This window comes from Pseudomonas fluorescens, from assembly GCF_041354075.1.
GTDB lineage: Bacteria > Pseudomonadota > Gammaproteobacteria > Pseudomonadales > Pseudomonadaceae > Aquipseudomonas > Aquipseudomonas fluorescens_CE.
The window spans coordinates 1-23,883 of the sequence record NZ_JARZGC010000015.1 but is presented as its reverse complement, the minus strand read 5'-3'; the positions used below and the strand labels follow the sequence as shown (position 1 = coordinate 23,883).

Here is a 23,883-nt window from a genome sequence, read left to right as displayed (position 1 = left end):
CCCTGTTCGATGGACACACCCATGAAAGCATTGCAGTTCGATAAAACCGGTGACCTCGCCGCCTTGCGCCTGGTCGAGGTGCCGACCCCCGTTCCCGGCGCCGATGACGTGCTGGTCGAGATCAAGGCCGCCGGTCTCAACCCCAGCGATGTGAAGAACGTGCTCGGACGTTTCCCCTACACCACGTTGCCGCGCATCCCCGGTCGTGACTTCGCCGGGGTCGTGGTCGAGGGACCACAGGCGTTGTTGGGCCGGGAGGTCTGGGGCACGGGCCGTGAGCTGGGCTTTTTCGCCGATGGTTCCCACGCGCAGTTCGTCAAGCTGCCGGCCAACGGTGTCGCCCTCAAGCCTACGCATTTGAGCTTCGCCCAGGCCGCCAGCCTCGGCGTGCCCTACACCACGGCGTGGGACGCGCTGGAGCGCAGCCTGGTGACGGCCAACACCCGCTTGCTGGTGATCGGCGGCGGGGCGGTGGCCACGGCCGCGCTGGCCCTGGCGAAGGTACGCGGCGCCCGGGTGCTGGCGGCGGCGCGCCGGCCGGAACAGGTCAAGGAGTTGCACGCCCAAGGGTATCAGACGCTGCAACTGGAACAACCGGAGGACCTCGGTGCTCAGGTCAATGCGGTGTTCAGCGGCGGCGCCGAGGTGATCTTCGACACCACCGGTTTCTGGCTCCCGGCCTCCGTTGCGGCGCTGGCCACCTTCGGCCGCATCGCCATCATCGCCGCACCGGTGGATGGCCTGGTGCAGTTGCCGGCCCTGGCGCTGTATCGCAAGGGCGGCTCGGTGGTGGGGATCAACTCGTTGCTGTATGGCGTACAGGCGTGCGCGGCGATGCTCGACCAGTTCGGCCGGTTCTTCGACCAGGCACTTCTGCCGCTGCCTCAGGGTCTGGTGGAATCCCCGTTGGCCGAAGGGGTTGAGCGTTATGCCCAGGTCAATGCAGGCAGCAGTGACAAAGTCATTCTGATTCCTTGATCCCATGTCTGCCCCCCCTGTGGGAGCGGGCTTGCTCGCGATAGCGGTCTGTCAGTCAACTGATTCGTGACTGAAAGGACGCCACCGCGAGCAAGCCCGCTCCCACATTTTTTTTTGCGCGTTTCTTTCTATGAACCCTCTGTAAACGTTGGGCCCCAAGGCCTGCCTCACGAAAGTATTAGCACTATTTAAAGTGTGTTCGATCTCCGACCCTCTACTACGGTGTGTCAGGAATGCAACGGTTTTCCGGGTCGTAGCAGTTGTGAGCCGCGTATCTGTGCTTCATCGCAATGCTGCACGCCCTTCATGGATCGAAGTGGTTTCGCCACGCAAGGAGTCCCCGTGGATACAAGGTTGGGTAGCGCGCTCGTCTCACGTTTTTCCCCTCTTTCCCTTGCCGTGCAGTTCAGTGTTGCCGGACTGCTGTTCGTTGCGGCCTGCCCCCAGGCGCAAGCAACCTGCAGCACAGCGGGCTCGACCATCACCTGCACCGGTGTGCCCACCCTGCCACTGTTCCTCAACAATTACTCCAGTGCGACCAATGGCCTGACCGTCAACGTCAACAGCGGCGCGCAGATGAACGCCACGCTGGGCGGTCGCGTGCTGAACCTGACCGGTGCCAACATCAGCCTCAACAACTCCGGCACCCTCGACCCGGCACTGCTCGGCCTTGTGTCGATATTGAGTGGTGGCGCGTTCATCGGCTCTGGCGCGACCAGTACCGTCAGTGTGATCAACAATGCCACCGGCATCATGCGCGGCACGGGCATGCTGCTCGGGCTCAACCTGACCAGTGTCGATGGCCTGGCCCTGGGCGTGAACAACGCCGCGACCGGCACCACCACCATCACCAACGACGGCACGATCACTTCGACCGGCTTGTCGGTCGGCGGCATCACGCTGGCCGATACGCCCGTCATCGGCGTATGGGGCGGCTCGCAGGTCAACATGACCAACAGCAGCAGCGGCGTCATCAATGGCCGGGTGGCGTTCGAAACATCGGCGGCGGGCAATCGTTTCACCAACGCCGGCTCCATCACGGGCGGCGTGTCGATGGGGGCGGGCAGCACCAACACCTTCACTGCCGTGACCGGTTCCTCGGTCAATGTGGGCGACGGTGTACAAATCACTGTAGGGCTTGGCGGGCTGGTCAACATCAACCTGACCTTCGCCGCCACCGGCACGGTCGATGGCGGTGCCGGCGGCACCAACAGCCTGGTCCTGCAAAACCCGGGGGGCGTGGGTGGCGGCACCACGGGCTCTGGCACGGCCTCGAGTGCCACGTACGTGAACTTCAACAACCTGACGGTGAACAGCGGCACCTGGACCTTGCAGGGGCCGTTGGTCAGCGGCTCGACCACGCTCAATGGCGGTGTTGCCCAATTCAACAACAGCGCCACGTTTGGCACCGGCGTGCTGACCTCCAACGGCGGGATCATCCAGGCGAGCACCGGCGGGTTGAACATCGGCAATCTGGTTTCGCTCGGTGCCGCTGGGTTGACCGTGCAGGGCACCAATGCCACCACCTTGAGCGGTGTGATTTCCGGCAGTGGCGGCCTGACCAAAGTCGGCTCCGGGCAGTTGAGCCTGACGGCGGCCAACACCTATCTGGGCAACACCACGCTCAACGGCGGTACGGTGCAGGTCGGCAGCAACCAGGCGTTCAGCACCGGCACGGTCACCGTGGCCGGCGCGTCGGCGCTGGCGGCACCCGGTACCATCGCGCTGAACAACGCGATCAACCTTGGCAGCACCTTGACCGCCACCGGCACAGGGGCCTTGACCCTGGGCGGTCTGATCAGCGGCAGCGGCAACCTTACCAAGACCGGCAGCGGCAGTCTGACCCTTGGCGGCGCCAATACCGGCTACACCGGCATCACCACCCTGAGTGCCGGCAGTTTGCTGGTGACCAATAACAATTCGCTGGGCAGCGGGGCGCTGAACACGGCGGCCGGCACCAGCCTGGACAGCACCGCCAACGTGACGCTGGCCAACAACATCGCGATGACCGGCGCGCTCAACGTGCTCGGCAGCAATGCCCTGACCCTCGGTGGCGTGCTGTCGGGTACCGGTGGCATCACCAAATCCGGCGCGGCCAGCCTGACCCTGACCGGCAACAACACCAACAGCGGTAGTACCGCACTCAACGGCGGCAGCCTGTTCGTCGGCAGCAACACCGCGCTTGGCACGGGGGCGTTGAACGCCGCAGCGGGTACCACGCTGGATGCGAGCACGGCCGTGACCCTGGCCAACGCGGTCGCGCTGGCGGGTGGCTTGACCCTGGGGGGGACGCAGGCGCTGGGTCTGAGCGGGGTCGTCAGTGGCGCGGGCAGCCTGATCAAGAATGGCACCGCGAGTCTGGCCCTCAGCGGCAACAACACGTTCTCGGGCGGCACCGCGCTGAATGCCGGGACGCTGGTCGTCGGCTCCAACACCGCGCTGGGCACCGGCGCATTGACCACAGCGGCGGGCACCACCCTCGACGCCAGCACTGCAGTGGCGCTGAGCAATGCCGTTGCTCTGGGCGGCAACCTCAACGTCGGCGGCAGCGCCAACCTGACCCTGGGCGGCGTGGTCAGCGGCAGTGGCGGGCTGACCAAGAACGGCGCGGCCAACTTGATTCTCAACGGCGCCAACACCTTCCTCGCCGGCACCACCTTGAATGCCGGGACGCTGACGGTCGGCAATGCCGCTGCGCTGGGCACCGGCAACATCACCGTGGGTGGTGCGGCGACGCTCGACAGCAATACGGCCGTCACCCTGAACAACAACGTCACTCTCAATAATGCGCTGAGCATCGGCGGCAGCAGCGGCCTGACCCTGGGCGGCGTGATCAGCGGTGTCAGCCAGTTGATCAAGAACGGTACAGCCAACCTGACCCTCAACGGCGCCAACACCTACGCCGGCGGCACCACGCTCAACGCCGGCAGTCTGACCGTCGGCAGTGGTGCGGCGCTGGGCGCCGGTGCCCTGACCGTGGCCGGGGCGAGCACGCTCAACAGCAGCTCGGCGGTGACGCTGAACAATGCCATCAACCTCAACGCCAACCTGACCGCAGGTGGCGCCAACGCGCTGACCCTGGGCGGTGTCATCAGTGGTGGCAGTGGCCTGATCAAAACGGGGGCGTCCAGCCTGTCCCTCAACGGCAACAATACCTACAGCGGCACCACCTCGCTGAACGCCGGTTCGCTGACCGTCGGTTCCAATACCGCATTGGGAACCGGGGTATTGAATGCGGCGAACGGCACCACGCTGGACGCCAGCACCGCAACAGACTTGAGCAATAACGTCAATGTGGCCGGCACGCTGATCCTGGGAGGCTCCAACGCGCTGACCCTGAACGGTGTGGTGGCCGGCGTCGGTGGTCTGACGAAGAACGGTGCCGCCGACCTGACGCTCAATGGCGCCAACACCTATTTCGGCAATACCGCGCTGAACGCCGGCAAGCTGATCGTCGGCAGCAACACCGCCCTGGGATCCGGCGCGCTGAACGCGGCGGCCAATACCTCTCTGGACGCCAACACCGCCGCCAGCCTCGGCAATGCGCTGAACCTGGCGGGGGCCTTGAATATCGGTGGCAGCGCCGACCTCACCCTGACCGGCCTGGTCGCCGGTGCCGGCAGCCTGGTGAAAAACGGCGCGGCCAACCTGATCCTCAATGCGGCCAACACCTATCTCGGCGGGACAACCTTGAACGCCGGGACGCTGACGGTGGGCAACAGCTCGGCCCTCGGCAGCGGTGCGCTGACCGTCGGCGGCGCGGCGACCCTGGACAGCAACTCGCCGCTGGTCAACCTGAGCAATGCCATTGCCCTCAACGCTGGATTGACCGTCGGCGGCACTCAAAATCTCACGCTGGGCGGCATCGCCAGCGGCACCGGCGCGTTGATCAAGAACGGCGCGGCCAACCTGACGCTCAACGGCAACAACACCTACAGCGGCGGCACCACGCTCAACGCCGGCACGCTGACCCTGGGCAACGCCAATGGCCTGGGCAGCGGTGCCTTGGTCGTCGGTGGCGCAGCGACGCTGGACAACAGTGCCGCCTTTGGCATCGGCAACGCCATCACCCTCAACGCCGGGCTGACTCTGGCCGGCAACAACGACCTGAGCCTCAACGGGATCATCGACGGGGCGGGCAGCCTGACAAAGGATGGCCTGGCTGACCTGACCCTGGCGGGCAACAACACCTTCACGGGCGCCTTGAACATCGCGGCCGGCAGCGTCACCACGCTCAATAACAACGCCCTGGGCAACACCTCCGGTGTGAACATCAGCGCCGGCGCCGGCCTCAACCTGGGCAGCGATGCCAGCCTGGGCGCATTGACCGGCAGCGGCAGCGTGCAGCTTGCGGGCAGCAACACCCTGACGGTGGGCGGCGGCAACAGCACCAGCACCTTCGACGGCGACCTGAGTGGCAGCGGCGGCCTGATCAAGGTCGGCACCGGCACCCTGAACCTGACCGGCATCAGCGGCATCACCGGCAATACCGCGATCAACGGCGGCACCCTGGACCTCAGCGGTTCGCTGGCCAGTGCACAGGTCAACGTCAATACCGGCGGTACCCTGACGGGTACCGGCTCGGCGCTCGGTACGGTCAACGTCAACAGCGGCGGCCATCTGGCGTTGTCTTCAGGCAATCAACTCTCGGCAGGCGCGTTGGTACTGGCGGCCGGCAGTCACCTCGATGTCAGCCTCGCGACGCCCTCGACCACTTCGCTGATGGACGTGGGTGGCAACCTGACCCTTGACGGCAATCTCAACGTCACCGACGCCGGCGGCTTTGGCGTGGGTGTGTATCGGCTGTTCAACTACACCGGCGCCCTGACCAATCTCGGCCTGGACGTGGCCAGCGTGCCGGTCGGCTATGCCCTCGGCGATCTGGTGGTGCAGACCGGGGTGGCCAACCAGATCAACATCCAGGTGTCGGCGCCGAACTCGAACATTCGCTACTGGGACGGCAGCCAGACCATTGCCAACGGTGTGGTGGACGGCGGCAGCGGGACCTGGAATGCGGGGGGCACCAACTGGACCGATGCCAATGGCCTGGTCAACCAGCCTTGGGCCAGCGACTTCGCGGTGTTCCAGGGCACCGCCGGTACGGTGACGGTCGATGGCACCCAGTCATTCACCGGCTTGCAGTTCCTCACCGACGGCTACAACCTGGTCAACGGCGCGGCGGGGCAACTGACGGCGGTCAACGGCAGTGGCGGGACCACGGCGGTTCGGGTCGATCCGGGCGTCACGGCGACCCTGGGCGTGAACATCGATGGCAGCGGCATTCTCAACAAACTCGACAGCGGTACGCTGGTGCTCAACGGCGCCAACACTTACACCGGCGGCACGCAGCTGGACGGTGGCAAGATCATCGTCGGCAGCGACACCGCATTGGGCAGTGGCACGCTGACTGCCAATGCCGGTACGCAACTGGACAGCAATGCAGCGGTCACCCTCGCCAATGACGTGACCCTCAATGGCAACCTCACGGTGGTCGGCAGCAACGCCCTGACCCTCAACGGCGTGATCGGCGGCACCGGCGGCCTGATCAAGAACGGCGCGGCCAGCCTGACCCTCGGCGGCAACAACGCCTTCCTCGGCCCGGTGGCCCTGAATGCGGGTGGGCTGGTGCTGGCGTCCAACTCGGCATTGGGCTCCGCCACGCTGAACGCGGCGAACGGCACAACGCTGGACAGCACCACCGCCGTCAGCGTGAACAATGCGCTCAACCTGGCGGGCAACCTCGGCCTCGTCGGCAGCAATAACCTGACGTTGACCGGTGCGATCAACGGCGCAGGCAGCCTGACCAAGAATGGCGCGGCCAACCTGACCCTGAATGGCAACAACAACTTCCTGGGCGGTACCACGCTCAACGCGGGCACCCTGACCGTCGGCAGCAATTCGGCACTGGGCCTTGGCAACCTCACCGTGGCCGGCGCTTCGACCCTGGACAGCAACAGCGCGCTGAGCCTGGGCAACAATGTTGTGCTCAACGCCAACCTCACCAACGCCGGCAGCAATGATCTGACCCTTGGCGGCGTCGTCAGTGGTACGGGCGGCCTGATCAAGAATGGCGCGTCCAACCTGACCCTCAATGGCATCAACACCTGGTCCGGCGGCACCACGTTGAATGCGGGCACCCTGACCCTCGGAACGGGCGGATCGCTGGGCAGCGGCGCCCTGACCGTCGCCGGGGCCTCGACCCTGGACAACAGCGCGCCGCTGGTGCTGGCCAACAACCTCAACGTCAATGCCAACCTGAGTCTGGCCGGTAACAACAACCTGACCCTCGGCGGTGTGATCGCCGGCGTCGGCACCCTGACCAAAAATGGTCTGGCCGACGTGACCCTGGCTGGCAACAACACCTTCAGCGGCACCTTCGACGTGCAGTCCGGCAGCCTCACTACCTTGAGCGCCGGAGCACTGGGCAATGACGCCACGGTCAATCTCGCCGCTGGCGCGGCACTCAACCTCGGCGCCTCGGGCAGTCTCGCCAGCCTCACCGGCAGCGGCACCGCGCTGGTGGGCACCGGCAATACATTGAGCCTGGGTGGCAATAACGTCAGCAGCACCTTCGCCGGCATCCTCAGCGGTGACGGTGGGCTGACCAAACTCGGCACCGGCACCCTGACCCTGAGCGGCATCAGCGACCTGACCGGTGACACCAACGTCAATGCCGGCACCCTGCAGGTCGACGGCTCGCTGGCCAGCGCCAATGTGCTGGTCAACAGCGGCGCGACCCTCGGCGGCAGCGGCACATTGGCTGGCGCGGTGACGGTGGCCGACGGCGGGCATCTGGCCGGCGTGACCGGCAGCACCCTGTCGGTGGATTCCCTGGCGTTCAACGGCAATTCCAACTTTGACGTCGGTCTGGGCACGCCAGTGTCCGGTGGCGGCAATGCGCTGGTCAACGTCGGCGGCAACCTGACCCTGGACGGCACGCTCAATGTCAGTGACATCGGCGGCTTCGGCACCGGCGTGTATCGCCTGATCGACTACACCGGCGGCCTGACCGACAACGGCATGCTGATCGGCACCGTGCCGGGCGGCGTCACCCCCGGCGACCTGCAACTGCAAACCGCGCTGGCCAACCAGATCAACCTGCTGGTCACCGCGCCGGGCGTTACCGTGCAATTCTGGGACGGCGGGCAACTGGTCGCGAACGGTTCGGTGGACGGCGGCAGCGGTACCTGGGGCAGCGGCACCAGCAACTGGACCGACATCAACGGCACGACCAATCAGGCCTGGACCAACAATTTTGCGGTGTTCCAGGGCGCGGCGGGCACGGTCACGGTGAACGGTGCGCAAACCGTCACCGGTCTGCAATTCGTCACCGATGGCTACAGCCTGCAAAACGGTACCGCCGGCTCGCTGAACCTGGTCAACGGCTCGATGGGCAACGCCTCGGTGCGGGTCGATCCGAACGCGACCGCGACCATTGGCGTCGCGCTCAACGGCAGCGGCACCCTGGGCAAATACGACACCGGTACGCTGGTGCTCAATGCGGCCAACGGCTACACCGGCGGCACCGCCCTCAACGGCGGCACACTGGTACTGGGCAATGACGCCGCCCTCGGCACCGGCGTACTGACCGCCGCCAACGGCACCGCCCTGGCGAGCAACACCGCCGTCACCATCGCCAACGACGTGCTGCTCAATGGCGGGCTGACGGTCGCCGGTTCCAGCGCCATGACCCTTGGTGGAGTGGTCAGCGGCAGCGGCAGCCTGATCAAGGCCGGCGCTTCCAGCCTGACCCTCAACGGCAACAACACCTACAGCGGCGGCACCCAGCTCAGCGGCGGCACCTTGATCCTGGGCAATAACAGTGCGATCAGCAGCGGCGCGCTCAGCGTTCAGGGCAACGCAACGCTCGACAGCACCTCGGCGCTGCAACTGGCCAATGCCATTGGCCTGGGTGCGCAATTGACCCTTGCCGGTACTCAGGACACGACGCTGCTCGGCGCGATCACCGGCAGCGGCAGCCTGGTGAAAAACGGTAACGGCGAGTTGCTGCTCAGCGGTGCCAACACCTACAGCGGCGGCACCACCCTGAACGCTGGCATCACCCGTGGCGACACCAGCAGCCTGCAAGGGGCGATCGTCAACAACGCGGCGCTGACCTTCGAGCAGAACAGCAACGGCAGCTACACCGGCAACCTGACCGGCAGCGGCACGCTGACCAAAACCGGTACGGGCGAGTTGTTGCTGACCGGCGCCAACGGCATCACCGGCAACACCGATGTGCAAGCCGGCGTGTTACGGGTCGATGGCAGTTTGAACAGCGCCAACGTCACAGTGGCCAGTGGTGCCAGCCTGGGCGGCAGCGGGCAACTGGGCGGCGCGGTGCAGCTGGCGAGCGGCGCGACACTGCTCGGCGGCGGTGGCGCAACGCCGCTGTCGGTGGGTTCGTTGGCGTTGGCCTCGGGCACCAACCTTGATTTCAGCCTGGGTTCGGCCGCCAGTTCGACCACGGTGATCGATGTCGCCGGCGACTTGACCCTCGACGGCACGCTGAACATCAGCAATGCCGGTGGCTTCGGCACTGGCGTCTATCAACTGTTCCGCTACGGCGGCAGCCTGACCGATAACGGCCTGGTCTACGGCAGCCTGCCGGTTTCGGCGGCCAACCTGACCCTGCAAACCGCGCTGGCCAATCAGGTCAACCTGCTGGTGCAGGGCGCACCCGGTGAGGTGCAGTTCTGGAACGGCGGCACCACCAATCCCAATGGCACCATCAACGGTGGCAGCGGCGTTTGGGGGCCAGGCACCAACTGGACCGATCCGACCGGCAGCCTGGCGCAAGGTTCGAGCGGCCAGTTCGCGGTGTTCGGCGGGCAGGGCGGGACCGTGACGGTGCAGGGCAACCAGAACTTTACCGGCCTGCAATTCCTCGACAATGGCTACAGCCTGGTGCCGGGCGCCGGGGGCAGCCTGACGCCGGTCAACGGCGCGGGCGGCACGTTGGCCGCCGTGCGCGTCAACGCCGGCGTGACCACCGAGATCTCGGCACCGCTGGTGGGCAGCGGCGGCATCGAGAAGCTCGACAGCGGCATTCTGCTGCTCAGTGGTGCCAACACCTACACCGGTGGCACCACGGTCAGTGGCGGTACGCTGGTCGGTAACACCACCAGCCTGCGCGGCAACATCCTCAACAACGCACGGCTGCTGTTCCAGCAAAATTTTGCCGGCCGCTTCAACGGCGTGCTCAGCGGTGTCGGGACACTGGCCAAACGCGGTGCCGGGACATTGCTGCTGACCGGCAATCATCCGTTCAGCGGTGCGGTGTCGGTGGATCAGGGCGTGTTGCAGGTCGGCAACCTGGCCGAGAGGGCTTCGCTCGCCGGCCAGGTGACCGTGGCCAATGGCGCGGCGCTCACTGGTAACGGTAGCGTGGGTGGGGTGGTCAACCACGGCGTGGTCGCGTCCGGTGCCGATGCCGGGACCTTGAGCGTGGCGGGCAACCTGACCAACGCCGCTGACGGCTTGCTGGCCCTGACGGTCGGCACCCCCGGTGCGACCCCGCTGGCGGTGGGCGGCACGGCGAATCTGGGCGGCAGCCTGCAGGTGCGCAGCCTGGCGCCGTTCAGTTCCAGCGCCGTTTATTCACTGATCACCGCCGGTGGTGGCGTGACCGGTACTTTCAGCAGTGTCGATTTGCCTCAGTATGCGTTCTTCAACACCTTGCTGGCCTATGACGCCAATGCGGTGAACCTGGCGGTCACGCGCAATGGCAACTCGTTCGTCGATGTCGCCGCCACCGGTAACCAGAGTGCCACGGCGCAGGCCTTGATCAACAATGGTCCGGCCGGTGCCACGTTGCAGAATGAAATCCTCAACCTCAGCACCGCCGGCGCCCAGGCAGCCTTCGACAGCCTGTCCGGGGAAATCCACGCCAGCACCGCCAGTGCGGTCCTCGAAGACTCGCGGTACGTGCGCGACGCCGTCAACGACCGCATGCGGCAACCGTCCTGCAGCGCCGCCGACGATCCGCGCCGGGCCCTCGCTCCTACGGACAACGCGTTGAGCAGCAACGGGTGCCACGGCGAAATGGTCGGCTGGATGCGCGCCCTCGGTGCCTGGGGCGAATCCGATGGCGACAGCAACAGTGCCAGCCTGGATCGCAACCTCAGCGGCTTCATGCTCGGCACCGACAAGCAACTCGACGACCAATGGCGCGCCGGCATGGCCGCCGGTTACACCCGCAGCGACATCGACGCCCATGACCGGCGTTCGGACGCCACCGTCGAGAGCTACCACCTGGCCGCCTACCTCAGCTCGCAGTTCGATGCCCTGGCGGTTCGCCTCGGCGCGGCCTACAGCTGGCATGACATCGAGAGCAAACGCGAAGTCAGCGTCGGTGCCTACAACGACCGCCTGAAAGCCCACTACGATGCCCGCAGTGCCCAGGTGTTCGGTGAAGTCGGTTACGCCATCGACGCGGGCGGGGTCGCGCTGGAGCCGTTCGCCGGCCTGGCCTACGTCAATTACGACAGCGACAAGGCCAAGGAGAAAGGCGGGGCGGGGCGGCTGGAGGCGGATGCCGACCAGGACATCACCTTCTCCACCGTGGGCCTGCGCGCCGGCAAGCGCATCACCCTGGCCAACGGTGGCCAGTTCACCCCGCGTGCGGCCATCGGCTGGCGCCACGCCTTCGGTGACACCAAGCCGGACGCCGACCTGACCTTCATCGACGGCGGCGCTTCGTTCACCACCCAGGGCGTGCCGATCGCCAGGGACAGCGCCGTGCTGGAGGCCGGCGTGGACTTCCAGATCAGCGAAAGCGGGAAATTGGGGATTGGTTACTCGGGGCAAGTGTCGAGCAAGAATGAAGACCATGCGATGACGATCAGTTTCAGCATGGGGTTCTGACAACAGGTGAAGGACCTTGACCGCCCGGGAGGGCGGTTATTTTTGACGGCTCCTCGACCCAGAGCCTGGGCGGCCGGACCTCGGGGGCAACGCTCTGTTAGAATCGGCGCCATTGTTCCGACGAGGTGCCCCATGAGCGAACCGATCCGCCTGACCCAGTACAGCCATGGCGCTGGCTGTGGCTGCAAGATTTCCCCACAAGTGCTGGAAGTGATCCTGGCCGGCAGCGGGGCGCAGAACCTGGACCCCAGGCTGTGGGTCGGCAATGCCTCGCGCGATGATGCGGCGGTGTACTCGATCGATGAAGAGCGCGGCGTGGTCTCGACCACCGATTTTTTCATGCCGATCGTCGACGATCCGTTCGATTTCGGGCGCATCGCCGCCACCAATGCCATCAGCGATATCTACGCCATGGGCGGCGATCCGTTGATGGCCATTGCGATTCTCGGCTGGCCGGTGAATGTGCTGGCACCGGAAATTGCCCGGGAAGTGATTCGCGGCGGGCGGGCGGTGTGTGACGCCGCCGGTATTCCCCTGGCCGGCGGCCATTCCATCGACGCGCCGGAACCGATCTTCGGCCTCGCCGTGACCGGTCTGGTGGAAAAGCGCCACTTGAAACGTAATGACACGGCGACGGCCGGTTGCCTGCTCTACCTCACCAAACCCCTGGGCATCGGCATCCTCACGACCGCCGAAAAGAAGGGCAAGTTGCGCCAGGGCGACATCGGCCTGGCCCGCGACTGGATGTGCACCCTGAACAAACCCGGCAGCCGCTTCGGCAAGCTCGATGGCGTGACCGCGATGACCGACGTCACCGGTTTCGGCTTGCTCGGGCATCTGGTGGAAATGGCCGACGGCAGCCACCTGACGGCGCGTATCGAGTACGACCGCGTGCCGCGCCTGCCGGGCGTCGAGTATTACCTCGACCAGGGTTGCGTGCCGGGGGGGACGCTGCGCAATTTCGACAGTTATGCCCGTCAGCTCGGACGCCTCCAGGAACTGCACAAGCGTGTGCTGTGCGATCCGCAAACCAGCGGCGGGCTGCTGGTGGCGGTGACGCCGCAAGGCAACGAAGCATTCCTTGAAGTGGCTGCAGAACTGGGCCTGAGCCTTGCGCCGATCGGTGAGCTGGTCGAGCGACAGACCCACGCGGTCGAGGTGTTCTGATGCCCGTCCAGTTCACCGATTACCGCGATCTGTTCCTCAATGACCGGCCCATGATGGATGCCCGGGCACCGATCGAGTTCATCAAGGGGGCGTTTCCAGGGGTGGTCAACCTGCCCCTGATGAACGACAGCGAGCGGCAGCGCGTTGGCACCTGCTACAAGGAACAGGGGCAGCAGGCGGCGATCGTGATGGGGCACCAATTGGTGTCCGGGGCCATCAAGGCCGAGCGCATCCAGGCCTGGGCCGATTTTGCCCGGGCGCATCCCGACGGCTATTTGTATTGTTTTCGCGGCGGCTTGCGCTCGCAGATCGTCCAGCAATGGCTGAAGGACGAGGCGGGCATCGATTACCCGCGGGTCGGTGGCGGCTACAAGGCCATGCGGACTTTTTTGCTGGAGACCCTTGACCAGGCTGTTGCCCAGTGTGATTTCGTCTTGCTCGGCGGTATGACCGGCACCGGCAAGACCGAAGTGCTGACGCAGCTACGCAACGGCCTGGACCTGGAAGGCCACGCCAACCACCGTGGCTCCAGTTTCGGCAAGCGCGCCACGGGTCAGCCATCCAACATCGACTTTGAAAACCGCCTGGCGGTGGACGTGCTGAAAAAACGCAGCCGCGGTATCGAGCAGTTCGTGCTGGAAGACGAGAGCCGCATGGTCGGCAGCTGCGCCTTGCCGTTGCCGCTGTTCCAGGGCATGCAGCGTTTCCCGATGGTCTGGCTGGAAGACAGCCTGGAAGGGCGGGTCGAACGGATCCTGCGCGATTACGTGGTGGACCTGTGTGCCGAATTCATCGGCGTGCATGGCGAGGAGGGCTTCGGGCTGTTTGCCGAGCGCTTGCTGGCCAGCCTGAACAACGTGCAGAAGCGCCTGGGCGGCGAGCGTCATCGGCGGATGCGGGTGCTCATGGAAGACGCACTGGCGGAGCAGACCCGCAGCGGGTCGGTGGCCTTGCACCGGGGCTGGATCGAGGGCTTGCTGCGCGAGTACTACGACCCGATGTACGCGTTTCAGCGGGAGAAGAAAGGCCTGCGGATCGAATTCGCCGGCGGCAGGGACGAGGTGTTCGAGTACTTGCGCGAGCGCAGTCAGCGCGCCGGGTGATGTGTCGAGTCGGCAGACTCCATCGCGAGCAGGTCGAGTCGTCGCTCCCGCATTGATCGTGTGAACGCTACGGATCAGTGTGGGAGCGATGCGGCCATGACCGTCGGCAAAACCTCAGAGCAGCGCCGCGCCGACCAACCCGCTGAGCACCCCGATGCCCATGGTCATCAACGCCACGCTCACCAGCACCCGGCTGTCGAAATCCTTGCGCAGCATCAGCAGCGACGGCAGGCTGATGCTCGGCAGGGTCATCAGCAGCGCCACCGCCGGTGCGGTGCCCATGCCCAGGGTCATCATGGTTTGCACGATGGGGATTTCCGCTGCGGTCGGGATCACGAACAGCGTGCCGATGATCGCCAGCGGTACCAGCCACAACAGGCCGTTGGCCATGGCGCCGTCCAGGTGCGGAAACACCCAGACCCGCACCGCGCCCAGCACCAGCACGGCGAGGATGTAGATCGGGATGGTGCTCCAGAACAGCTGCCACAGGGTTTTGCCCCAACGCGCGAGGAACGGCTGAGGGTCTTTTTCGCTGACGTTGGCCACCGCTTCGACGGCCGCTTCCGGCAATGCCTCGGGGCCGGAGATGCGCTGGGCGAGCAGCGACACCCCGAACACCAGCACAATCCCGGCCACCAGGCGGATCGCTGTGAAGCCCCAGCCCAGCACGAACCCCATGAACACCAGAGTCGCCGGGTTGAGCACCGGGTTGCCGATCCAGAACGCCAGCGCCGCGCCGACCGACACGTTCGAGCGGCGCATGCTGGCGGCCACCGGCGCCGCGCAGCACGAGCACATCATCCCCGGCAGGGCAAACAGGCCGCCGCGCACGGTGGAGGCCACACCGGCGCGGCCGAACAGGCGCAGCAGCCAGTCTCGCGGGATCAGCACTTGCAGCAGCGAGCCGAGAATCACCGCCAGCACCGCGGCTTTCCAGATCGCCAGGAAATACACCTTGGCGTAAGCCAGCGCGGCGGCGAGGGGAGCGGTCTGCGAATCGTTGAGGATCGAGGCGCCGATGCTGTGGTTGTCCGCCGCCACGAACGCTTTCACGTAGTAGGGCGACCACTTGACGTAATAGAGGCCGATGCAGGCCACCAGGATGAACAGGGCGGGTTTCCACCAGAACGACCAGCCCCGGATGGGCGCGGCGGCAGTTGAAAGTGACATGGTGAAGGTCCGGCAAGTGAGAAGGGACGTGCAGGATAGCCCAGTCCCTCAAGCACCCGCCAGCCAGCGCTGATCAGGTCGGGCAGGTTTCCTGGCCGTTATCCAGGCCTTGCTTGTAGCTGTGGCTCTGCAGGCTGGCCTTGCCGTTGCGCCAGGTCAGGGTCAGCACGAACAGGGAGTCGAAGTCGCTGGAGGCCCAGTCATCGGTGATGTTCTGTTTCTTGCCGACGGCTTCGCCGGCGACCTTGTTGATCAGCTCGGGCAGGTAGCCGTGGGACCAGGCGGTGTAGATCACCGAGTTGTGGTACTTGTTGTTCAGCAGTTCGTCGGCCAGGTCGCTGGTGTCGTTGGCCGAATACTCGATGTTCACCGGCAGGCCGAGCTTGATCGCGCTGGGGCTGATGGTCATCAGTGGACGGATGTAGCTGTAGGAATTGTCCAGTTCGCCTTCCTCGACATTGCGCGTCGGGTTGGCGGCGAACACGTAGTTGGCCTTGCCGAATTTTTCCGGCAGCAGCGTCGCCAGGTCGATGGCGCGGTTCAGCCCCTGGCAGTTGAGCTGGCCCAGGCCGCCTTCGGGTTTCTCGGCGTGACGCAGGAAGACCAGTGTCTGGGTGCCGTTGACCGGCTGGGCACGGCTTTCACTGGACTCGAGCGACAGGAACAGCGCACCGACCGCCAGCAGGGAGGGCAGCAGGAAATACGCGCGATGCTTGAAACGATTGAAAAATCTCAAAGGGCTCACCTTGGAATGGGCGTGTCTACAGCGCATCCGGTTAAGGCTGACAAACCTTTGCACACCCCGCGGACAGCGTCGGGTGTTTTCCATGTCGTGAAGCCGGTCCGTATCCGAAAAGGCAGAACTCAGAGTCCTCTGAAGCCCGTTTGGTTCGATCCGACGGTGATTGCAGCATGTTTCCGGCGACTTCGAGCGGGGTGCCCCAGAGGTTATCGACAGCATGTTGCGAATTTATGGACAAGGTACACGGGGTGGGCGCGGGAGGAATCTGCATTGTGCTGATCTTGCCTATCAGCATTATTGATACGCCAAAGCCGTCGGTTGCCACTATGATCGTCCCTCTCAATCTCTTCACGGGTCCATTCGATGACTGATCTGTCCGCATTCCCCATTACCCGCAAATGGCCCGCTCAGTACCCTGAGTGGATTCAGCTTTACTCGTTGCCGACCCCCAACGGCGTCAAGGTCTCGATCATGCTCGAAGAGATCGGCCTGCCCTATGAGCCGCATCGTGTGGGTTTTGAGAACAATGATCAGTTGTCCGCCGAATTTCTCTCGCTCAACCCCAACAACAAGATCCCGGCGATCCTCGACCCCCACGGTCCGGGCGAGCAGCCGCTGGCGTTGTTCGAGTCCGGGGCGATCCTGATCTACCTCGCGGACAAGAGCGGGCAATTGCTGCCCCAGGACACGGCCGCTCGCTACGAGACGATCCAGTGGCTGATGTTCCAGATGGGGGGCATCGGACCTATGTTCGGCCAGCTCGGTTTCTTCAACAAGTTCGCCGGCAAGGACTACGAGGACAAGCGCCCGCGCGACCGCTACGTCGAGGAAAGCAAACGCCTGCTGAAAGTCCTCGACGGTCGCCTGCAAGGGCGGGACTGGATCATGGGCGATCGCTACACCATCGCCGACATCGCGACCTTCCCCTGGGTGCGTAACCTGATCGGCTTCTATGAAGCGGGCGATCTGGTGGGCATCCAGAATTTCCCCAACGTGACCCGGGTGCTCGAACGCTTCCTGGCACGCCCGGCGGTGGTGCGCGGGTTGGAGATACCGAAGGCGGTGTCCTGATCATCACCGTCGCTCCTACACCGGAGCATCGGCGATTGTTGCCATTGTGGTAAGGGTTTTTTGCGCTACTGAAGTTTGTGCCCGTCGTTCACGGGCATAAGCTGTTGCGCCTGTGACTTTCGTCTTGCCCTCAGGAATCTCCATGCCCAGCCAGTTCCCCGAAGCACGTCCACGCCGTCTGCGCCGCAATGCGAGCCTGCGCAGCCTGTTCCAGGAAACCGAGTTCAGCCTGAACGACCTGGTGCTGCCGATCTTCGTCGAGGAAGAGATCGACGATTTCGTGCCGATCAAGAGCATGCCGGGCGTGATGCGCATTCCGGAGTCGAAGCTGGCCGGCGAGATCGAGCGTTATGCCCGCGCCGGCATCAAGTCGGTGATGACCTTCGGCGTCTCCCATCATCTGGACAGCAACGGCAGCGACACCTGGCGCGACAACGGCCTGGTGTCGCGCATGTCGCGCATCGCCAAGGATGCGGTGCCGGAGATGATCGTCATGTCTGACACCTGTTTCTGCGAATACACCGATCACGGCCACTGCGGCGTGATGCACCACCACGAAGTCGACAATGACCAGACGCTGATCAACCTCGGCAAGCAAGCCGTGGCCGCTGCGCGTGCCGGGGCGGATGTGATTGCGCCGTCGGCGGCCATGGACGGGCAGGTCCAGGCGATTCGCCGGGCGCTGGACGCCGCCGGTTTCACCCAGACCGCGATCATGGCCTATTCGACCAAATTCGCCTCGGCGCTCTACGGCCCGTTCCGCGAAGCCGGTGGCAGCGCGCTCAAGGGCGACCGCAAAAGCTACCAGATGAACCCTATGAATCGCCGCGAGGCGCTGCGTGAATCGCTGCTGGACGAGCAGGAAGGCGCCGATGCGTTGATGGTCAAGCCGGCCGGCGCTTACCTGGACATCATCCGCGATATCCGCGAAGCGTCGCATTTGCCCTTGTCGGCGTATCAGGTGAGCGGCGAGTACGCGATGATCAAGTTCGGCGCCCAGGCCGGGGCCATCGACGAAGACCGCGTGGTGCGCGAAAGCCTCGGGGCGATCAAACGGGCCGGGGCGGACCTGATCTTCACCTACTTCGCGATGGATCTGGCGCTGGCGGGGATCTAACCCTAGCCCCTCTGTAGGAGCGAGCATGCTCGCTCCTACAGTTTTGTTATGTGTGGGAATCAAAAAACGCGCGAATCCCGTGCTCGTGAAAGTAACGCTCGATCACCTTCGGATCCGAGCACGTCTCTGCAATCGCCACGTAGGTGTCCGGGCGCAACAGGTAAAAGCCGTTGCGCCCAAGCCCGGCGGCTTCGAATGCCGGCCGCCAGTCGAACACGTGCAGCGGCAGGTGGTGTTCGTTGCACCAGGCGATCATTTCGTCGCTGGTGTCGCCGTACACATGCACCTGCCAGGTCGGACACTTCAGCGATAGGTAATTATCCCCCTCGCCGTCATGGGCCCAGGGCAAGCGGTCACCGCCGTGCACCTGTCCGGCGCTGCCGGTGCTCAACGGCATCCCGCGATAATTCAGGGTGATCTGCGACACCGTGCGAAACAGGAACTGACGGGTCGTGCCGAACGACGCCATTTTCGGCAGCAGCAACGGCGCCAGGCGCGTGCGCAGCAGATCGGCCACGCGCCCTTCGGCGGTGACTAAGCTGAACACCCGGTCAGTGGTGGCCACCAGTTTGCGTGCGAAGGTGATGCGTTCGCTTTCGTAGGTGTCGAGCAGGTGGGGTGTGGCGCTGCCGTTCAACACGGCGGCCAGTTTCCAGGCCAGGTTGATCGCATCGCCAATGCCGGTGTTCATGCCCTGGCCGCCCGCCGGGCTGTGCACATGGGCGGCGTCGCCCAGCAGGAACACGCGACCGCGGCGAAAGTGCTCGGCCACCCGATGATGCACGCGATAGGTGGAGAACCAGTTGACCCGTTCGATCTGCACTTTCAGGTGTTCGATGGCGCGGCGGCTGACGTCCTCGAACTGCAGGGTGTCGACAGGTTCGGCGCGCTCGTCGCGCACTGTGCCGATCAGGCGCGCCCGGCCTTCGCCGGCCAGCGGGAACACCGCGAGGAAATCCGCTTCATCCAGGTCCAGGTGCAGCTCGCCATTGATGGCCGGCCCGCTGGCCTGAACGTCGGCGACGTAGAATATCTGCTGGTAGGTGCCGCCGGGAAACCCGGTGTCCAGGGTCTTGCGCACGATCGAGCGCGCACCGTCGCAACCGCCGAGGTAACACGCCTGGCAGATCTCCTCCTGCCCATCGGGCAAGCGCAGCCGGGCGGTGAGGGTGTCGCCGGTTTCCTCGAAACTTTCCAGCGTGGTGTTGCGTTCGACCCGCACGCCGAAGCTTTCCAGGCGATCGATCAACAGCCGTTCGTGCTCGTCCTGGGGAAAAATCTCGAGGAAGGCATAAGGGGTCAAGCCTTCGCCGACCTTGCTCAGGGGCAGGCGGGTCACCGGTTCTCCCTTGACCCAGAAGTTGGCCGCTGCCACGCGATGGCCGCCCTTGAGCACGGCATCACTGAGGTCCAGTTGTCGATACAGCTCCAGCGTCCGCGCCTGCACGGCCAGCGCCCTGGACGTGGTGCCGGGAGACGAGCTGCGGTCGATGATGCGCACGCGAATCTTCAGCTTGCTCAGCCACAGCGCCAGTACCAGCCCGGTGGGACCGGCGCCGACGATCAACACGTCGCTGCGGTTCATGGGTTACCTCCAAAATCCACACCGGACCTCTGTAGGAGCAGCCGGTCGACGCTCGAATGCTCGCGATGGAGCACCAGGCAACGCGGGCATTCAGACAGCCATCATCATCGTTAACGACCATCGCGAGCATGCTCGCTCCTACAGGTTCCAACACACCTTCAGTCAAACCGTTTCAGTCACGATCAAAACGGGGTTTCAGATGGTGGCCAGAGGCGGTGCCTAGAAATCGATACTCCCCGACAGCTTCGCCACGCGCGGTTCACCCTGGGTCAGGTAACCGCCCTGGGCCGATTCCCAGTATTTCTTGTTGGCCACGTTTTCCACGTTGAAGCGCAGGGTCACGTCTTTCTCCTGAACCTTGAAGGCGTAGCGGGCGCCGGCGTCGAAGCGGTTCCAGGTCGGCAGGCTGAGGTTGTTGGCCGCGTCGGCGTACTGGCCGCCGGTGCGCAACATCCGCGCATTCAACGCAACACCCGGCAGGCCCGGCACGTCCCAGTCCGCCGACGCATTGAACTGGAAGGTCGGTACGCCGATGGCATCGTTGCCGTCGTTGAGGCCGCCCTGGGTTTTCTTCAGTTCGGTGTCCATCAGCGTGACGCCGCTGATCAGGCGCAAACCGTTGATCGGCTCACCAAATACATTGAGTTCCACGCCCTTGTTGACCTGCTCGCCCTGGCGCACGTAACGCGCAGTCGTGGCGTCAATGACTTCAGTGTAGCCATCGCTCGGCTGCTCGATGCGGTACACGCCCAGGCTGGCGCCGTAGGTGCCCATGTCGACCTTGACCCCGGCTTCGATCTGTTTCGAGCGCGCCGGTGCAAACGCCTCGCCGCCATTGACGACCACCCGCGAACCGGCGGTGTTGGGTGACGTCGGGCCAGCGGCCAGGCCTTCGATGCGGTTGGCGTAGAACGACACGTGCTCCCACGGCTTGAACACGATGCCGTAGACCGGGGTGGTGATGGACTCGTCGTAAGAGGCATTGCGGGGGCCGGAGCCATAGGGCGCATAACTGTAGCCCTGAACGACCAATTGCTGGCGACGCAGGCCGATGGTCACCAGCAGCCGGTCATCGAAGAAGCCCAGGGTGTCGGAGACCGCGCCGCTGCGGGCGAAGGTCTTGCCGGTGATCCCCGGATCGCTCAGGTCGCCACCGGCAAAGCCTGAGGTAGGGGCTGGCACGTCAACCGGGTGGTAGATGTTGTTCGGATTGCTGGCGCCGAAATCGAACGCGCTGCGCTGCTCGGCCCAGATCCCGGCCAGGCCGAAGTTGAGCTTGTGGGTGACCGGTCCGGTGGCGAAGCTGCCATTGAGGCCGGCCATCACGCTCTTGTTGTCCTCGTCGTGGGGAATGAACGAGCCGGAGGTGGTGGAACTGCCGTCATTGCCCACCAGCGTAGTGCCGTCGTACCGCCCGACTTCCCGGGTGTGCTTGGCGCCGCCGGCGGCGTAGACGGTCCAGTTGTCATTCAGGTCGAACTCGGCGCGCAACATGCCAAAGGTGTCTTCGATCTGGCTGAAGCCCCACTTCTGCGCATAGTTGGTATCGGCCGAGGGGGCGTCCGGGATGTGCGTGGTGGTGCCGAGATTGACCGAGCTGCGACCAGCGTTGACGCGTTCCTTCTGGTAGGCAAAGTCAGCGGAAACGCGCAGCGCATCACCCCGGTAGTCCAGGCCGATGGCGAACAGCTTGGAGCGCTGGTTTTCATCGTCGATCGCGGTGTCGCCCTCGCGTTGCGACAGGTTCACCCGCGCGCCGAACCGGTTGTCCTCGCCGAAGCGCTGGCCAATGTCCAGGTGATTGCCGATCCGGCCATCATCGCTGATGTCGGTGGTGAACCGGCGTAACGGCACATCGCCGGCGCGTTTGGGTTGCAGGTTGACGCCGCCGCCGATGCCGCTGCCGCTCGGGGTGACGCCGTTGATGAAAGCGTTCGGGCCCTTGAACACTTCGACACGCTCCAGCGCATCGGTGGAAATGATCTGCCGGGGCAGCACGCCATACAGGCCGTTGTAGGAAATGTCGTCACCGTTGAGCGGCAGACCACGGATCATGAAGACCTGGGCCTGGTTGGAAAACCCGGAAGCCTGGCGCACCGACGCATCGTTGAGCAGCACATCGCCGACGTTTTCCGCCTGCTGGTCCTGGATCAACTGTTCGGTGTAGGACGCCATGGTGAAGGGGATGTCCATGATGTCCTGGTTGCCCAGCACACCCAATTGGCCGCCGCGTGCCACCTGGCCACCGGCGTAGGGCGGCGGCAGGTCGGACGAGGAGGGTGCCTGGGCATTGATGTTGACGTTGTCCAGCACCACGGCCTTGCCGTCGTTTGCCGGCTCGGTGGCGGGCGTTGCGGCGTGGGCGCTGACGGACAGGGAGCAGAGCAGGGCGAGAAGCGTTGGACGAAACGGCAGGTCAAAGCGGGCTGGAGAGGTCATATCGTGTACCTGGCGGCGTACCGCCGAAAAGTAAACAAGACAAAGGCGCACGAGTTCCTTGCGCTAATGCGACTCCAGAGACAAATGATAGTAGTTCACAAACATGATGCGTGACGGCTTCGTCGGGACGCTCTGCCGGCCATGGGGATCGAGCACCCTGCAGGCGTGCGGAACGGGCGAAGGACGCGGCAGTCATAGCCTGCGCCATGCCATTGATCGTATGGTTAACCCGGTTCAACGGATGGGAAGGAGCAGCATGCAAGTCAATCGCTTGATCACGGGTGTCGCAGCGCTGCTGCTGTTGGCCGGTTGCGGCACACAGCGCCCCCAGCAGCCGGCGCCTCGACCGCCCGCCGAGGTCAAGGCCGAGATCGTGCGCCTGCTGCCGGCCAAGACCGTGGATCGCCAGGGCTGGGCCACCGACATTTACGCCGCATTTGCCGCGCAGGGCCTTGAGCCCTCGACGCAGAACCTGTGCTCCGTGCTCGCGGTCACCGAGCAGGAATCGACCTTCCAGGTGGACCCGCCGGTGCCGGGCCTGGGCAAGATCGCCCGGGACGAAATCGACCGCCGCGCTGCCAAGGTCCATGTGCCCGGGTTGCTGGTGAGCGCGGCGCTGCAGGTGCGTTCCAGCAACGGCAAAAGCTACAGCGAGCGGCTCAATGCCGCGCGCAGCGAGAAGGAGCTGAGCGCGATCTTCGATGATTTCATCGGCATGGTGCCCATGGGCCGCACGCTGTTCGGCAGCTTCAATCCCGTGCACACCGGCGGTCCGATGCAGGTCAGCATCGAGTTCGCCGAACAGCAGGCGCGCGATTATCCCTACCCGGTCGACGGCACGATTCGCCGTGAAGTGTTCAGCCGTCGCGGCGGCATGTATTTCGGCATCGCTCACTTGCTCGGTTATCCGGTGAGCTACACCCAGCCGCTGTATCGCTTTGCCGATTTCAATGCCGGGTGGTACGCGAGCCGTAATGCGGCGTTTCAGAATGCGCTGAGCCGCGCTTCGGGCATCCCGCTGGCGCTGGATGGCGATCTGGTGCGCTATGGCTCGATCATGCCCGGCAGCACCGAGTTGGCTGCTCGGACCCTGGGCAAACGCCTGGGCATGCGTAACCCGACCATTCGTGATCAACTGGAAAAGGGCAAAAGCCTGGAGTTCGAGGACACCGAACTCTATGAACGGGTCTTCGAACTGGCCAAACAGGCCGAGGGTCGTGCGTTACCCCGAGCCGTCTTGCCGGGGATCGTGCTGCAAAGCCCGAAAATCACCCGCAAACTCACCACGGCGTGGTTTGCCAAGCGGGTTGACGAGCGCTATCAGCGCTGTATGGCGCGGGCGGGGAAGTGAGCGGAGTTTGCGTGCAGGGCCGGTTTTTCTGTAGGACCGAGCATGCTCGCTCCTACAGTTAAGCGTGCACACACGAAAAAGCCCGGCTGATCAGGCCGGGCTTTTTGTTGAGGTCTGCGCTGGAACGGCGCTTCATACGGCGCGGCGTTCGATCAGACGGTCGGAACCACCTTCGGCTACACGGCGTTCGATCAGACGGTCGGAACCACCTTCGGCCACACGGCGTTCGATCAGACGGTCGGAACCACCTTCGGCCACACGGCGTTCGATCAGACGGTCGGAACCACCTTCGGC

At 64.7% G+C, this 23,883-nt stretch carries 11 protein-coding genes; 7 read left to right on the top strand and 4 right to left on the bottom strand.

Annotated features, from left to right (window positions below):
* Window positions 1-21 precede the first annotated feature (21 nt).
* From QIW53_RS18670 to mnmH, 4 genes are all read left to right on the top strand, one after another.
* Window positions 22-978 carry a quinone oxidoreductase family protein gene (locus tag QIW53_RS18670; RefSeq protein ID WP_371051122.1) on the top strand — a complete coding sequence of 319 codons (957 nt, stop codon included), beginning with the start codon at window positions 22-24 and terminating at the stop codon, window positions 976-978.
* 342 nt (window positions 979-1,320) lie between these two features.
* Complete coding sequence (locus QIW53_RS18665) at window positions 1,321-11,844, top strand: autotransporter-associated beta strand repeat-containing protein (protein ID WP_371051121.1); 10,524 nt, start codon at window positions 1,321-1,323, stop codon at window positions 11,842-11,844.
* A gap of 132 nt (window positions 11,845-11,976) precedes the next feature.
* Complete coding sequence (gene selD / locus QIW53_RS18660; RefSeq protein WP_371051120.1) at window positions 11,977-13,011, top strand: selenide, water dikinase SelD; 1,035 nt, start codon at window positions 11,977-11,979, stop codon at window positions 13,009-13,011.
* Window positions 13,011-14,114, top strand: coding sequence for a tRNA 2-selenouridine(34) synthase MnmH (mnmH, locus tag QIW53_RS18655; protein ID WP_371051119.1), 1,104 nt, complete (start codon window positions 13,011-13,013; stop codon window positions 14,112-14,114). The genes selD and mnmH overlap by 1 nt, the downstream gene beginning before the upstream one ends.
* Before the next feature lie 114 nt (window positions 14,115-14,228).
* Here mnmH and QIW53_RS18650 read toward each other — a convergent pair whose 3' ends face one another.
* Window positions 14,229-15,284: a permease gene (locus tag QIW53_RS18650; RefSeq protein ID WP_371051118.1), complete on the bottom strand. Its 1,056-nt coding sequence runs from the start codon at window positions 15,282-15,284 to the stop codon at window positions 14,229-14,231.
* A gap of 73 nt (window positions 15,285-15,357) precedes the next feature.
* On the bottom strand, window positions 15,358-16,056 hold the full coding sequence (locus tag QIW53_RS18645) for a histidine phosphatase family protein (protein ID WP_371051117.1): 699 nt from the start codon (window positions 16,054-16,056) through the stop codon (window positions 15,358-15,360).
* A gap of 333 nt (window positions 16,057-16,389) precedes the next feature.
* On the opposite strand from QIW53_RS18645, the gene QIW53_RS18640 reads away from it, so the two are divergent.
* Both QIW53_RS18640 and hemB read left to right on the top strand, forming a co-directional pair.
* On the top strand, window positions 16,390-17,097 hold the full coding sequence (locus QIW53_RS18640; RefSeq protein ID WP_371051115.1) for a glutathione binding-like protein: 708 nt from the start codon (window positions 16,390-16,392) through the stop codon (window positions 17,095-17,097).
* A 142-nt stretch (window positions 17,098-17,239) separates the two neighbouring features.
* Window positions 17,240-18,214, top strand: a complete 975-nt coding sequence (gene hemB / locus QIW53_RS18635) for a porphobilinogen synthase (protein ID WP_371051114.1) — start codon at window positions 17,240-17,242, stop codon at window positions 18,212-18,214.
* A gap of 46 nt (window positions 18,215-18,260) precedes the next feature.
* On the opposite strand, the gene QIW53_RS18630 is transcribed toward hemB, so the two are convergent.
* Together QIW53_RS18630 and QIW53_RS18625 are read right to left on the bottom strand one after the other, a co-directional pair.
* On the bottom strand, window positions 18,261-19,799 hold the full coding sequence (locus QIW53_RS18630) for an FAD-dependent monooxygenase (protein ID WP_371051112.1): 1,539 nt from the start codon (window positions 19,797-19,799) through the stop codon (window positions 18,261-18,263).
* A 219-nt stretch (window positions 19,800-20,018) separates the two neighbouring features.
* On the bottom strand, window positions 20,019-22,238 hold the full coding sequence (locus tag QIW53_RS18625) for a TonB-dependent receptor (RefSeq protein WP_371051111.1): 2,220 nt from the start codon (window positions 22,236-22,238) through the stop codon (window positions 20,019-20,021).
* A 256-nt stretch (window positions 22,239-22,494) separates the two neighbouring features.
* Here QIW53_RS18625 and QIW53_RS18620 point away from each other — a divergent pair, with 256 nt between their 5' ends.
* Window positions 22,495-23,589 (top strand): DUF1615 domain-containing protein, encoded by a 1,095-nt coding sequence (locus QIW53_RS18620; RefSeq protein ID WP_371051109.1) that lies wholly within the window; start codon window positions 22,495-22,497, stop codon window positions 23,587-23,589.
* Window positions 23,590-23,883: the final 294 nt, after the last annotated feature.

Excerpts from the sequence above, each read along its gene's own strand:
- QIW53_RS18670 (WP_371051122.1), top strand. The coding sequence starts at position 22 with ATGAAAGCATTGCAGTTCGATAAAACCGGTGACCTCGCCGCCTTGCGC.
- selD (WP_371051120.1), top strand. The coding sequence starts at position 11,977 with ATGAGCGAACCGATCCGCCTGACCCAGTACAGCCATGGCGCTGGCTGT.
- mnmH (WP_371051119.1), top strand. The coding sequence starts at position 13,011 with ATGCCCGTCCAGTTCACCGATTACCGCGATCTGTTCCTCAATGACCGG.
- QIW53_RS18650 (WP_371051118.1), bottom strand. The coding sequence starts at position 15,284 with ATGTCACTTTCAACTGCCGCCGCGCCCATCCGGGGCTGGTCGTTCTGG.
- QIW53_RS18645 (WP_371051117.1), bottom strand. The coding sequence starts at position 16,056 with ATGCGCTGTAGACACGCCCATTCCAAGGTGAGCCCTTTGAGATTTTTC.
- QIW53_RS18640 (WP_371051115.1), top strand. The coding sequence starts at position 16,390 with ATGACTGATCTGTCCGCATTCCCCATTACCCGCAAATGGCCCGCTCAG.
- hemB (WP_371051114.1), top strand. The coding sequence starts at position 17,240 with ATGCCCAGCCAGTTCCCCGAAGCACGTCCACGCCGTCTGCGCCGCAAT.
- QIW53_RS18630 (WP_371051112.1), bottom strand. The coding sequence starts at position 19,799 with ATGAACCGCAGCGACGTGTTGATCGTCGGCGCCGGTCCCACCGGGCTG.
- QIW53_RS18625 (WP_371051111.1), bottom strand. The coding sequence starts at position 22,238 with ATGACCTCTCCAGCCCGCTTTGACCTGCCGTTTCGTCCAACGCTTCTC.
- QIW53_RS18620 (WP_371051109.1), top strand. The coding sequence starts at position 22,495 with ATGCAAGTCAATCGCTTGATCACGGGTGTCGCAGCGCTGCTGCTGTTG.